The organism is Polaromonas aquatica (assembly GCF_042659145.1).
Classification (GTDB): Bacteria; Pseudomonadota; Gammaproteobacteria; order Burkholderiales; family Burkholderiaceae_C; genus Polaromonas; species Polaromonas aquatica.
Genome location: NZ_JBHSRS010000014.1, coordinates 1 through 11,725 on the forward strand (window position 1 = coordinate 1; position 11,725 = coordinate 11,725).

Genomic DNA, 11,725 nt, shown 5'->3' on the forward strand with positions numbered 1-11,725 from the left:
AATCAACGGTCTACCCAGACCACCCCCGCGCCAGTGCTAGCTTTGCGTACCGTCACTTATTGCACTGAAAACGAGGAGACCCCGATACCGGGGCGGCCGGTCGTCATGCGCCCATACTTGGCGCGTGTCGTGGCTGACCTTGGTAATGATGATTTTCTTGCCGACTTCTCCCTTGAAAGCGTGATGGTGAACGCTGACCACTTCGCACCTGGCACCGGGCCGGAAGCCGCCCGCCGCTTCTTCCTTGGCGTACAACTCGGCGGCCTCGGCCGCCTTGATCTTCGCCTTTGCCTCGGCCGCCCACTTGCGGGCAATGAACGCCCGATGCGCCGGCAGCACAACATCGACCAGGACAAAACCCGTGGGCACCTCCACGGTCGCCGGCTCCCGGCGTGCCGGCGGGATCAAGTCGGCCGTCCAGGCGGGCAGGGCATAGCCGGCCAGCCGGTCGCGGCTTTCCGGCTCGATCAGCTTGGGCCGCTTTTCCTTGAGGATAGCCGCGAAGATCGCGGCCGCCACGGCATCGACGGTCATGCCGCCGCGCAGCCGGTCGAAGTGCGAGCGGTAGCCGGTTTCCGAAATGAATGGCTTGTCCAGGTCAACGGCATTGAACTCGAAATGGCTTCCCATGACGCCTACACCGCCACCAAAATCAACCAGAGCGCGCAGGCCCTCGACTTCGACCAGGAACTGGCCAGCCTGGCCCCAGCAAGGCACGTCACCAGGCGCGGCGCTGCAATGTCGGTCAATCACGCACCCAGCGGCCTCCGGGCCAGCCTGGCAACCAAAAAACGTCCCACCATTGAGTTTCCAGGGGTCGTCTCAGAAAACGGAAAATAAAGCACGCTAAGCGTGCGTGGAGGCTGGCACCCAGCGGTACAGCGTCGGAATGGACACGCCGAGGTTCTTGGCCACGTCCTTGGGCGGCACCCCGCTGGCCAGCAGCTTCTTGGCCGACTCGATCTTGCTGTCGGTCATCTTCGGCTTGCGGCCGCCTTTGCGGCCGAGCTGCTTGGCGACTTCCAGCCCGGCGCGGGGGCGCTCGACGGTCAGCTCGCGCTCCATTTCGGCAAGGCTCGCCATGACGTGGAAGAAGAACCGCCCGGATGGTGTGCCGGTGTCGATGGAGTCGGTGAGGCTCCTGAACTGGACACCGTGCTTGTGCAGATCGCCGACCAGATCGACCAGTTGCTTGACCGACCGGCCCAGCCGGTCGAGCTTCCAGACGACCAAAGTATCGCCTTCGCGCAGCATTTCGAGCGTCTTGGCCAAGCCAGGCCGGTCTGCCCGCGTGCCACTCACCTTGTCCTCGAAGACCTTTTTACATCCGGCCTTGCTCAAGGCTTCGCGTTGCAGCTCCAGGTTCTGATCCTGCGTCGAGACGCGCGCATAGCCAATCAACATGGCTTGTCTCGCGCCCGGTCGATGCGTTCCTGCATCGCCTGCATCACTTCTTCGTGGGTGTACGATCTGGCGTTGGCGTCGGTGGCTTGCCGCAGGGCTTCCTCAACCTCGCGCGTCATCCGCTCGTAATCCTCCGGCCACAGCGCTTGCTCCATGCGCAGCGACGCCTGACCCAGCAGGTGCAGCAGGCTGAACAGCCGCATGTCGTTGGTGGCGACGATGCGCTCCCGAATCTGCTCCTGAATAGCTTCGCTAGCCCGATGCGCTTGTGGTGTGGCAGTCCCCTCGTAGTCAGCGGGGAATTCCGCTTCCTCGGCAATCCTTGCCCAGGCGCTGGCCAGCGCCTCGATGGTTGACGTGCTCATTTCCGCCGCTCCTGTGCTCTTTGGCGAATCAACCGGCCAAGGGGCCTCGACGCGAAAACCAGCAGCATCACGCCTATCGGATACCAGGTCGAGAAGACCACCAAGGCATCGAAGGCTGGCCGTCCGGTGTTGGTAGGCAGTACGGCGGTCACAGCCATCAACCCGCCGACCGTCCAGATGATGCGCCACACGTAGGGCATCACGCGGGGCACGTAGCCGTCATCGAAAGCGGTCTGGTAGTAGCGGCGCAGGCCGCGCTCGGCAAGCGCCTGGCGCTGCCGCTCCGACAGCGCATCCGTCCGGCCATACCAGCGCCGGAATGGTGGACAGCGCAGCAGCAAAGGGGTGAAGAGGATCATCACCGCCACGATCGCGACACCCCACGCCATGACGGCGCCGGCATCGGGCCGCTTGGCGTTCTCGATCACGGGCGCGAAGACGCCCGGAGCACCGATCATCCAGAACAGCGCAATGTGCTGATGGAAGGAGAGCTTCATTTGCTCATCCACTTGCGCAGCAGGCGCTTTTTCAGGGAGGCGCGTTCTTGCGGGTTGCGTCCCTTGTGATTGGCGATGCGATCCGCCGTGGCGGCCTGGCGCTTGACGGGCCAGTAGGAGCGGCCATCCTTGCCCATCGACCAGACGCTGCTGGCCTGGTTTTCCAGCAGGGGCAGATGGGCGCTCAGGGCTTCGGGCGACGCGCTGGTCAGCGCCGTGCGCTCACGGGTGCGCCAGCGCTGATGCCAGAGCTTCTTGTCCTCGCGCTCGCTGCCGCAGGTCGTGTGCCCGACGATGGGTGTTTTGCGGCGGCTGCGGCTCATAACGTAGTGGTCTCCAAGAACATTCAGGACTGATCCCAGGCGTCGATGGTCAAGACCTGATCGGCAGGACAGGCGGCTACGCGGTCGGGAACTGGATGGTGTTCAGTCTCATGCCGACCCCATTCGATTGATCGCGTCGCTTGCGGCACGCTGCGACGCAAGGAGGTTTGCGACCTGGTTTAGCAGCCGTGTCCGCTGCATGTCTGTTACCTATCTCCCCGACCGCTCATTGGACCAACTCCAGAGATTGGGCTCTATCGCTCAGCCAATACGAAACCGGCATTGGCTGATGCCACAACCGAGACGAACACAAATGGCTCGGTACCTGTATTTCGCGCCCCGTGCACTTGGCCCGGTCTTGCCACGGCTATCTCACCTTCCCTGAGGGCACGAACAATCCCATTGCCCTGAAAGTAATCAGCCATTCCCGACAAAACAGTCCACGTGTCTTGGCCGTGAGGATGAATGTGAGCCGCAATTTCCTGCCCGGGATGGACATGCCAAACCACGATAATTGAGTCTCGGGTTTCAAGCACAACGGAACGAATAGGCTCGCCTTCGGACGGCTGAACATACTCGGCTACAGAAAATATTCTCGATTCAACAGTCATCGGAGATCCCTCTTTCACAGTGCCCCCAGACAGGCTGGAGATGAGTTCTAACTCGAATTTGAACGGGAGGCTGGTCGTGCGGTCGTGCAGTTGCCGATGAGCGTGTCGGCTGCTGCCTCCTTGCCCACCAGCGAACTCACGTCCGTTGCGGCCATCCAGAAGGTCTTGCCCGAGCGCGGCTCATAGGTCGCGGGATCGAACACGCCAGAGGGGCCGAACATCGGCGGCTTGATTGGTCATGGCTCCATGCCTTTGTCGTTACGGTCTTCATCGTCGGCATCCTGACGCACGGCGGGCAATTGCTGGAGCAACGCCGGCAGCCATTCCTGTACCGTCTCCCACACCACATCGAGGTTGATGTCGAAATAGCCGTGAGCCATGCGATTACGCATATTGCGCATGCTGCGCCACGGCACGTCGGCATGCGCCTGGGTGAACTCGACGTAGCCATCCATCACCTTTGTGGCCGCCTCGCCGATGACGATCAGGCTCATGATGACGGCCTGCTGGGTGCGCTTGTCGGCCAAGAAGTCGTCCTTGGCCATCCCTTCCACGAAGCTGCGCGCATCGGTTGCGGCCTGCTGAATGTGGTCGAGGTAATCGGGCAGGCGGTTCTCGCTCATATCGGTTGCGCCTCCGCGAGCACCTTGGCCCGGAACTTCGGCGGCAGGTCGCCGGGAGTCAGCAGATCGACGTCAACGCCGAGCAGCGATTTCAGTTCTTCTTCCAAATCGCCCAAGTCCAACAACGTGGCACCGGGCAGCGCATCGACCAACAGGTCGAGGTCGCTGCCATCCCGGTCGGTGCCATGCAGCACCGAGCCGAAGACGCGCGGGTTCGCGGCGCGAAAGCGGCCTACCGCTTCACGCACTGCGCTTCGCTTCATGTCAAGCACAACAGACGGTCGCATGGGCATCCTTTCTTATCGAAACTCGTTGAGATGATATGCAATCAAGAATAGAATTTCAAGAACTATTTTCGAGAATCGCAATGCCTTGATTCCCGTGCCGCGCCGGTTGCCTTGGCGGGCTTGTCACAAACCTACGTTTTCAAGAAGAAGGAAACCGCATGCCCCGCCGTTCGATCCTCTCCGCCGCCGAGCGCGAAAGCCTGCTGGCGTTGCCGGACACCAAGGATGAGTTGATCCGTCACTACACGTTCAGCGAAAGCGACCTCTCCATCATCCGGCAGCGGCGCGGCCCGGCCAATCGGCTGGGCTTCGCGGTGCAGCTCTGCTACCTGCGCTTTCCCGGCGTCATCCTTGGCGCTGATGAGCCACCGTTCCCGCCATTGCTGAGACTGGTCGCCAACCAGCTCAAGGTCGGCATCGAAAGCTGGGACGAGTACGGGCAGCGTGAGCAGACCCGACGCGAGCACCTGGTCGAGCTGCAAACGGTGTTCGGCTTCCAGCCGTTCACGATTGGCCACTACCGGCAGGCTGTCCAGTTGCTGACCGAGCTGGCCATGCAAACCGACAAGGGCATCGTGCTGGCCAGAGCCTTGATCGAGCACCTGCGGCGGCAGTCGGTCATTGTGCCCGCCCTCAACGCCGTCGAGCGGGCGAGCGCCGAAGCGATTACCCGCGCCAACCGGCGTCTCTACGACGCCTTGGCTGAGCCGCTGACGGACGTGCATCGCCGTCGCCTCGACGATCTGCTCAAGCGCCGCGACAACGGCAAGACGACGTGGCTGGCCTGGCTGCGGCAATCCCCGGTCAAACCGAACTCGCGGCACATGCTGGAACACATCGAACGCCTCAAGGCGTGGCAGGCGCTCGACCTGCCCTCCGGCATCGAGCGGCTGGTTCACCAGAACCGGCTGCTCAAGATGAGGGTCGGCAGGGATTCATGTAAAACCCAGCAGAAACGACCCTAAGTCTATGATTCCATTGGGATTATGGTGGCATCGAAGTTCAAGGGGCCAATCTTCCGCCGAAAATCCAGCGTGTAGTCACCAAACCGGTTGATGTGCGCCGTGCGGAACGGCGCCAGGCCGCCCAGGATCTCCAGCGTGATCTCGGTCCCCTCGTCGCGAAGCTCCTGCAGCACCTTCGTCATGCCCACCACGTTGTGCAGAATGATCATGTTGGCCACCAGGTGGTTGTACTTGATCACCTTGCGCTGCTCGTGCCGGATGTTCTCCGCAATGATCCCTTCTCCCCCAAAAAATGACCACTGAGCAAAGCCGTTGAACTGCTCGCTCTTATTGGTTTCGGCATGGATTACCTTGCGCAGCCCGACATCGCCGATGTAGCTCAGCAGGAACATGGTCCGGATGACCTTGCCAAGCTCTACAAACGCGAAATACAGCTTGTTCTTGCGGCTGTAGGTGCCGAGCCGGCGCAGGATCGCCGACGGCGTGATCTTGCCGGTCTTGATGGAAACCGCCACCCGCAGCATCGCCGGCAAATGCAGCTCAATCAGCCGCCAGTCGATCACATCGCTGAACAGCGCATTGATGTTGCGGTAAACATTGCCCGGCTCCGGGCGATGGAATTTGAGGTCTTGGATGCCCCGGATGCGCGGCATGAGCTGGATGCCCAGGAGGTGCGCCAGCGCGAAGACCGGGTAACTCTGGGCCTGGGTGTCCCCGTGAATCGTGTCCGGTCGAATGTCCGATTCGTTGGTCATCAGCCCGTCAAGGATGTGGATGCCCTCATAGGTGCCGCAGGAAATGAAATGGCTGAACAGCGCGATGAACTTGTCCGATACATGGTAGTAGCCGATACCGCCGTACCCACCATAGCGGATATGGTGCTCGGACAGTAGGTTTTGCTCGTAAAGATTCCACTTGGTGCCGTCCGCCGACGCGTGTTTGCCCGTGCCCCAGTAGCCTGGCAGCTCAAACTTGTTGTAGGCGTTGATCACCTTGACAATGGCCTTGTCCAGGAGGTCCTCGCTGACGTATTTCAAGTTCAGCCAGGAAATCTGCCGGCGGCTCAGACCTTTGATCGATTTGGCGGTCTGCACGGGCCCCAGGTTGCAGCCGTAGCAAAACAGCGTCGTGATGACGCGCATGCGCAGATCCTCCAGGCGGCTGTCGGTCCCGGCGAGTGGCCGGAACAGCTTGTGCAGGTCCAACCAGCGCTCGGTGTCGATCATGACGTCCACGATGCTGGCCGCCTCCATTCGCTCGGTGATCAGGGCGTCGATCCGCGCGGCCGCCTCGACGATTTCTGAGCGCGGCGGTTTCCGCAGGATCAGGCGGCCGTCGACGATCTCGGCATGGGCGTTTTCCGGGAAAGTGGCGTCGATGTCGTGGGCCCGCTGGGACATCGCCGATTTGAGCATCGCCACAAAGGTGCCGGGATCTGTCTCGATGCCGGTGACCTGGCCATAGTCGCCCACTTCTCTTTCAAAGGTTTCGTCATCGACCAACTGCTCGCGGTAATCGTCATAGCGCTCGCCGTACTTGATGAAGAGATCGCCCGACTTCAGGTCGTCTTTGACAGCATGCATGACCGCCAGTTCAAAATACCGGCGGTGGACAGCCTCCGCCCGGCCCTTGCCGGATGGACGGACCAACACCAACCGCTTCCACTGGCCTGACATCCAGCGGAAATCCTTGTCTTCAGTCAGGCCCAGCATGTCCAGCGGCACGATGTCCGCACGGTTGTCGCGCAGCTTGTAAAGGGCCTCGATCAGCCGCTCCGCTACCTGGTCCTCGCTGCTGGCCTTGGGCGAGGCGATGCCGATGCAGTTGAGCAACTGGGCCCGGACCATCTTGTAGGGCTGCAGCAGGAAAGGCAGATGGTTGCGGCCCGCATAGGCCAGGTGCTGTTCGCATTCGTTGAGCAGCTCGTCCACGTCGGCCACCAGGGTGGTGCCGATGGCGTCCACACGCTGCGTGTCGGTGCCCTCCAACTGGTAGGCGCCCAGGATGTCCTTGAGCTGGCCAACCAGCATGTCGGTTTTCTGGACCCGCTCCTGCTGGAAGGAGAGCAGTTTCTGCCTGGCGTTGTTTTCCAGGTTCTGCATGAGGCGAATAAACAGGTCCGCGGCGTCATCCAGCGACTGGGCATGCTGCGCCCGGATAAAGATCACCGCCAGGGCGTAGCGCTTTTGCGGTTTGAGCTCGGCCATCTCGGCCGCATTGAGGGCGCGCGCAAGGTGCCGGAACTGCTTGAGCTTGGGCACCGGCACGTCGGGCTTGGGAAGCTGCTCCACCAAGTACTGCAAGCGCCGGATGTGCTGGATGTAGGTACGCGTTTCCTTGTTGGTCGGCCGCTTGGGTTCGCGCTTGAGCATTTGCCAGGCGGAAACCGACTCGCCGGTGGCGGTTTTAAGCAAACTGTCGATCAGGGTCCGGGTATGGGCTGTCAGCTGGTTGGTGATTGCGGAGAAATACCGGTTGTTGCTCTTTTCCCGGGCTCGAAACGCCATCCGGTCCAGTGTCGAGAAGGCAGGCAATTCGTAGCGATGGTGGACCAGCTCCTCCAGCATCACGTTGATGATGTCGGCCACCGCGTGTTTGGTCTCGGCCGCCGTGTCGGCCACGACCTCCAGCCAGGCCAGGCCCGCCGGGTCCAGCGGTTTCACATTCAGGTGCCGGCGCAAAGCCGCGAAAAGCGCCGTGCGCGAGCCCGAGGCCTCGAAGCGCTTGAGGTCCGCAGCCGGGGGCGGCCGAACCACGCCCACCTGCTGCGCAATGTGCTCCCGGATCATTGGGGGCACCTCGGCCAGGGAAATGAAATAGCCCAGGCGCTGGAAGATCTTCAGATGGATCAGTGCCGCCATGCGCGGCAAGGCGCGCTTGCCGATGCCCGCAGCCAGGAGTTGTTCGTCCTCGGTCGGCGTGTAAAGCTCCGCCAGCTCACGCGGTGTCGGATCGAGTTTCAGGCTGGGATAGGCCGTCTCATGGAGCGTGGTCATTCGCGGGGACTACCCCGCCTGGCGGCGTTGCTACCCATCGCCTCAATCCCAATAGATGTCGGTGGCGGGTTCGTGAAACGAGGTTTCCAGCAGGCACTGGTTGTCCTCGGCGATTCGGTACATGTCATCGAGCAGCGTGGCGATCACCTCGTCCAGCAAGTCGCGGGACAGGTAGGGAACTGCCAGCTCGTAGAGCGTCCCCTCGGTGTTCAGGCGTTGCATGGCGAAACGCTCGAAGCAGGTTTGTTCGATTAGCCGGTGGCCACGAGCCAGGCCGCGCGACTGCTTGCTAAAGCGGGCCAGCACCAGCGTGACGCGCAGGACCGCCACGGTCGTCGTCCCTTCGGCCTGTTCGGTCAGCAACAACAAAGGCGGCGGTGGCTGCGGAACTGCCGGTGCCAGGGCCGTCAGGCCCTGCTCGAACCGAGCCTGCAAGCTGGAATCCGACGCATCGAGGTAGCGCATGGCCGATTTGACATCCTTCCAACCGACGTATTCCATCAGCTCTTTGATGTCCCAGCCGCTGGCGCGGGCCCAGCCGGCAAAGCCGCGGCGCAAGGAGTGACTGCTGTATTCCTCGGGCGACTCGACACCGGCTTCGGCGAACAGGCTGCGCAGTAACGGAATCAAGCTGTCGGCATGCAGGCTTTCGGCGGCCACATTCCCCCAGCGGTCAATCTTGCGAAACACCGGGCCCTCGGTCAAACCGGCCAGGTCGATCCAGGCATTGAAGGCCGTCACCGGGCACAGGCGGGACAAAGCCGGGCATCTGAAAACGCGGCCCTGCAGCTGCCGGTCGCCTTTGCTGCGGCCCAGGTAGCAGGCCATGCCCTGGCCCGGCGTTACCTCGGTGTTCTCAACGCGCAGGTTGACCAGTTCGTCGGAGCGAAAGCCGCGCCAGAACCCCAGCAACATCAGGCTGCGGTTGCGGGTGTGGCGCAGCAAGGCCGGCCGGTCGCCGGACCGCTGGGCGTTGCTGATCGCGACATCGAGCCACTGATCGATCTGCTGGAGCACCGCCAGCTCCAGGGGGCGCGCGCGCTTTTCTGGCACAGCGTGAATCGAGCGAATGCCTTTGAGGACCTGGCGCACCAGGGGCGACTTGGTGGGATCAGGAAAGCCTTGATCGCTATGCCAGCGGGACAGCGCCGCCAGGCGCTGGCGCAGTGTGTTGATGGCCAGGGTGGGCGCGTGGTCGGCCAGGTAGCGGGCGATGGCATCGGCGGTGGAAGGCAGCAGGCCTTTCCATTCGATTTCAAAATGGCGGATGGCCGAAGCGTAGCTCCGGCGCGTGTTGTCGCGCTCGGCAGCCTCAATATACTGGGCAAGACGGGTCATGTCACTGTCGTTAAGGCGTGCTTCTTTGAGCGGTCTGAAGGCAAGGATACTGGACACCACAGCAAGCGGCGCCGGAGATTTTCAGCGAGAGTACACGATTTGGGATACATCTGGAACGTCTGGTCCGCTGCGCACCTAGTAATGGCATTTTTTGAAAGTCGACATGAGTACCCGAATAAATAAACGGCGGATTTACAGGCTGTTTTATCACCGCTTCCACGGTGAATTCCTCTGGAGATCGAAAGAGGAACAGGCTTGGCTCGATGTGGCCTCTGTTGGCCGGGAATTTGGTAGCCCGGACTATGAGCGCCTTCAAGTCCTGGATCTCTATGCTGCAGGGAAGATGAACCGCGAAGATGCCATGCGCATGCTTGGCGTCAACAGCCTACAAGCGCTGCAGCAACAGATCTTGGCAGCAGGCCTTAATGTCCCGGTGCGCTGAAATTAGCCAATCGTTCGAAGACAGCGACGGCATCGATGGCGGGAGTAATGACGACCGCTCTTCTGGATCGACTCACCCACAGATGTCATATCCTTGAGACTGGAAACGACAGCTACCGGTTCAAAAACAGCTCTGCAAAGACTCAGCCCAAAAAGGAGAAAACCAAGAACTTATCCACATCGTGAGCACCTTCTGCTCACAAAGAGTGTGGGTCAATATTCGATGGAAAACTCGGGTCAGACTTCAGTGGAATTCAACAGCATAAGTTGGTTCGCCGGGCGATCGACGTGCGCTTTCTATCACCTGTGCTACGTTACTAGCTTTTACTTTTGAACCTGCAACCAGCACCATCGGCATATCAACAACCAACGAGAGGGGAACGAAATCATTTTGTGTATAGGGGAGCTTTTGGTACAGACTTGGGTTCGTCGCCAAAGTGGATTCGGTAGTTAACAACAACGTATTTCCGTCTGGAGCGGCACGTGCAACAAATTCAGCTCCAACAATGGTGCTCGCGCCAGGCTTGTTGTCGACGATAACCGTTCTCTTAAGTCTTTCTTGCAGCGCAATACTAAGAAGACGAGCAACTCCATCCGCTGCTCCACCAGGAGGGTATGGCACGACAATCCTTAAAGGCTTCTGTTCTTGCAGCTGCGCCATACTCAGCATCGGAACACTCAACAATAGGACAATGTGCGCAGTAATCACACGGCGTAGAAATTCCGAGGTCATAGATGAACTCCAGACTTTGTGAATATCGAAAAAGGAAGGCGCAGAATGATGCGCAAAGCGCCGCCTTAGAAAATAGTTGGGCTGGCTGGAATCGTTTAGGTGCTCCCAGCCTGCGAGTTTCAATCTACGGTGGCACCAGTGTCTTTAACGACTTTGGCCCATTTAATATCATCTGCTTTCATCAACGTCGCCAATTCGCTTGGCGATGACGGCGAAACCTCTATATCGATTGTCGAAAGCGACTTTTTGACACCATCATCGGATAGCGCCCTCCTAACGTCGGCATTTATCTTTTGAATAATATTGGCCGGAGTTCCAACAGGAGCAACTAACCCAAGCCAAACCTCGCTGTCAAAGCCCGGCACGCCGGATTCCGCTACCGTAGGAATCTGTGGAAAAGCCGCTAAGCGCTTTGAGCCGGCGACGCCGAATGCTTTCAGCCCTCCCGCCCTAACCTGAGGAAGCACCGTATTAGAGACGCCGAACATAACGTCAACTTGTCCCCCAACCACATCAGTGACTGCAGGCACAGCTCCACGGTACGGAATATGGACCAAGTCGGTTCCGGTCATATTCTTGAACAATTCGGCACTGAGGTGATGAGGTGTACCAACTCCCGCCGAGGCATAAGTCATCTTGCCACCCCTAGACTTCGCTAGGGCGATGAGTTCTTTTACATTAGTCGCCTTTACGCTCGGATTTCCGACGAGAATAATTGGAGCAATTCCCATCTTCCCAACTGGCGCGAACTCCTTAAACGCGTCATAGCCCGCTTTCCCAGGCGTATACAAATGTGGATTAATGACAAAGCTATTTGCAACCACCAACAGCGTGTAACCGTCTGGAGCGGATTTAGCCACCTCTTTTGATCCAATATTACCTCCAGCCCCAGGACGGTTATCGACTACAACAGCTTGACCCCAATATTGCGCGAGCTTTTGTCCGACAACGCGCGCGATGACATCATTACTACCACCTGGTGTAAAAGGAACAACAATCCGTACTGGCTTTTCTGGAAACGCAGTTGTCTGCGCGTATGCATGTAGCGAGTGTGCCGAAGCGTAAGCCGCTACAACTAAAGCAAAGCGCTGTACTAATTTATTCAATGTGCAATTCATTTTTTGTCTCCAATTAATCGAATC

Annotated in this window: 14 protein-coding genes and 2 pseudogenes; 3 read left to right on the forward strand and 13 right to left on the reverse strand. The window is 59.8% G+C overall.

Annotation, left to right across the window (positions count from 1 at the left end):
- Window positions 1-36: 36 nt before the first annotated feature.
- From ACFQND_RS06090 to ACFQND_RS06130, 9 genes are all read right to left on the reverse strand, one after another.
- Entirely contained in the window at window positions 37-753 is a 717-nt protein-coding gene (locus ACFQND_RS06090; RefSeq protein ID WP_371437636.1) for a hypothetical protein, read from the reverse strand.
- Window positions 754-846: 93 nt separating this feature from the next.
- The gene (locus ACFQND_RS06095) at window positions 847-1,404 is read right to left on the reverse strand and encodes a recombinase family protein (RefSeq protein WP_019897068.1); all 558 of its coding nucleotides are present in this window, start codon (window positions 1,402-1,404) and stop codon (window positions 847-849) included.
- Window positions 1,398-1,769, reverse strand: a complete 372-nt coding sequence (locus ACFQND_RS06100) for a hypothetical protein (RefSeq protein ID WP_003100853.1) — start codon at window positions 1,767-1,769, stop codon at window positions 1,398-1,400. Before ACFQND_RS06100 ends, ACFQND_RS06095 begins: the two co-directional genes overlap by 7 nt.
- Window positions 1,766-2,266 (reverse strand): hypothetical protein, encoded by a 501-nt coding sequence (locus ACFQND_RS06105; protein WP_003100856.1) that lies wholly within the window; start codon window positions 2,264-2,266, stop codon window positions 1,766-1,768. Before ACFQND_RS06105 ends, ACFQND_RS06100 begins: the two co-directional genes overlap by 4 nt.
- Entirely contained in the window at window positions 2,263-2,589 is a 327-nt protein-coding gene (locus tag ACFQND_RS06110) for a hypothetical protein (RefSeq protein WP_003100858.1), read from the reverse strand. The genes ACFQND_RS06105 and ACFQND_RS06110 overlap by 4 nt, the downstream gene beginning before the upstream one ends.
- 254 nt (window positions 2,590-2,843) lie before the next feature.
- Window positions 2,844-3,200 carry a cupin domain-containing protein gene (locus ACFQND_RS06115; protein ID WP_003465043.1) on the reverse strand — a complete coding sequence of 119 codons (357 nt, stop codon included), beginning with the start codon at window positions 3,198-3,200 and terminating at the stop codon, window positions 2,844-2,846.
- Between the two features lie 47 nt (window positions 3,201-3,247).
- Window positions 3,248-3,421, reverse strand: coding sequence for a hypothetical protein (locus tag ACFQND_RS06120; RefSeq protein WP_003154411.1), 174 nt, complete (start codon window positions 3,419-3,421; stop codon window positions 3,248-3,250).
- 15 nt (window positions 3,422-3,436) lie between these two features.
- Window positions 3,437-3,823, reverse strand: a complete 387-nt coding sequence (locus ACFQND_RS06125; RefSeq protein ID WP_003100872.1) for a HepT-like ribonuclease domain-containing protein — start codon at window positions 3,821-3,823, stop codon at window positions 3,437-3,439.
- Entirely contained in the window at window positions 3,820-4,110 is a 291-nt protein-coding gene (locus ACFQND_RS06130) for a nucleotidyltransferase family protein (RefSeq protein ID WP_001247892.1), read from the reverse strand. Before ACFQND_RS06130 ends, ACFQND_RS06125 begins: the two co-directional genes overlap by 4 nt.
- 158 nt (window positions 4,111-4,268) lie before the next feature.
- On the opposite strand from ACFQND_RS06130, the pseudogene ACFQND_RS06135 reads away from it, so the two are divergent.
- Window positions 4,269-5,030, forward strand: a pseudogene (locus ACFQND_RS06135) (DUF4158 domain-containing protein); the annotation flags it as partial.
- A gap of 47 nt (window positions 5,031-5,077) precedes the next feature.
- On the opposite strand, the gene ACFQND_RS06140 reads toward ACFQND_RS06135, so the two are convergent.
- Window positions 5,078-8,071 carry a Tn3 family transposase gene (locus ACFQND_RS06140; RefSeq protein WP_377412626.1) on the reverse strand — a complete coding sequence of 998 codons (2,994 nt, stop codon included), beginning with the start codon at window positions 8,069-8,071 and terminating at the stop codon, window positions 5,078-5,080.
- Between the two features lie 42 nt (window positions 8,072-8,113).
- Window positions 8,114-9,409, reverse strand: coding sequence for a site-specific integrase (locus ACFQND_RS06145; RefSeq protein ID WP_371437638.1), 1,296 nt, complete (start codon window positions 9,407-9,409; stop codon window positions 8,114-8,116).
- A gap of 163 nt (window positions 9,410-9,572) precedes the next feature.
- Between ACFQND_RS06145 and ACFQND_RS06150 the strand changes: the two genes are divergently transcribed.
- Together ACFQND_RS06150 and ACFQND_RS06155 are read left to right on the forward strand one after the other, a co-directional pair.
- Window positions 9,573-9,851: a hypothetical protein gene (locus tag ACFQND_RS06150; RefSeq protein WP_371437639.1), complete on the forward strand. Its 279-nt coding sequence runs from the start codon at window positions 9,573-9,575 to the stop codon at window positions 9,849-9,851.
- Window positions 9,852-9,898: 47 nt separating this feature from the next.
- Window positions 9,899-10,036 (forward strand): annotated as a pseudogene (locus ACFQND_RS06155) (ATP-binding protein); the annotation flags it as partial.
- Window positions 10,037-10,094: 58 nt separating this feature from the next.
- Here the strand turns inward: ACFQND_RS06155 and ACFQND_RS06160 are convergent.
- Entirely contained in the window at window positions 10,095-10,583 is a 489-nt protein-coding gene (locus ACFQND_RS06160) for a tripartite tricarboxylate transporter substrate-binding protein (protein WP_371437640.1), read from the reverse strand.
- A 119-nt stretch (window positions 10,584-10,702) separates the two neighbouring features.
- Window positions 10,703-11,701, reverse strand: a complete 999-nt coding sequence (locus ACFQND_RS06165; protein ID WP_371437641.1) for a tripartite tricarboxylate transporter substrate binding protein — start codon at window positions 11,699-11,701, stop codon at window positions 10,703-10,705.
- Window positions 11,702-11,725 lie beyond the last annotated feature (24 nt).

Bases quoted from the DNA above. Each gene is read 5' to 3' on its own strand.
- ACFQND_RS06095 (WP_019897068.1), bottom strand. From the start codon at position 1,404: ATGTTGATTGGCTATGCGCGCGTCTCGACGCAGGATCAGAACCTGGAG.
- ACFQND_RS06100 (WP_003100853.1), bottom strand. From the start codon at position 1,769: ATGAGCACGTCAACCATCGAGGCGCTGGCCAGCGCCTGGGCAAGGATT.
- ACFQND_RS06105 (WP_003100856.1), bottom strand. From the start codon at position 2,266: ATGAAGCTCTCCTTCCATCAGCACATTGCGCTGTTCTGGATGATCGGT.
- ACFQND_RS06110 (WP_003100858.1), bottom strand. From the start codon at position 2,589: ATGAGCCGCAGCCGCCGCAAAACACCCATCGTCGGGCACACGACCTGC.
- ACFQND_RS06115 (WP_003465043.1), bottom strand. From the start codon at position 3,200: ATGACTGTTGAATCGAGAATATTTTCTGTAGCCGAGTATGTTCAGCCG.
- ACFQND_RS06120 (WP_003154411.1), bottom strand. From the start codon at position 3,421: ATGTTCGGCCCCTCTGGCGTGTTCGATCCCGCGACCTATGAGCCGCGC.
- ACFQND_RS06125 (WP_003100872.1), bottom strand. From the start codon at position 3,823: ATGAGCGAGAACCGCCTGCCCGATTACCTCGACCACATTCAGCAGGCC.
- ACFQND_RS06130 (WP_001247892.1), bottom strand. From the start codon at position 4,110: ATGCGACCGTCTGTTGTGCTTGACATGAAGCGAAGCGCAGTGCGTGAA.
- ACFQND_RS06140 (WP_377412626.1), bottom strand. From the start codon at position 8,071: ATGACCACGCTCCATGAGACGGCCTATCCCAGCCTGAAACTCGATCCG.
- ACFQND_RS06145 (WP_371437638.1), bottom strand. From the start codon at position 9,409: ATGACCCGTCTTGCCCAGTATATTGAGGCTGCCGAGCGCGACAACACG.
- ACFQND_RS06150 (WP_371437639.1), top strand. From the start codon at position 9,573: ATGAGTACCCGAATAAATAAACGGCGGATTTACAGGCTGTTTTATCAC.
- ACFQND_RS06160 (WP_371437640.1), bottom strand. From the start codon at position 10,583: ATGACCTCGGAATTTCTACGCCGTGTGATTACTGCGCACATTGTCCTA.
- ACFQND_RS06165 (WP_371437641.1), bottom strand. From the start codon at position 11,701: ATGAATTGCACATTGAATAAATTAGTACAGCGCTTTGCTTTAGTTGTA.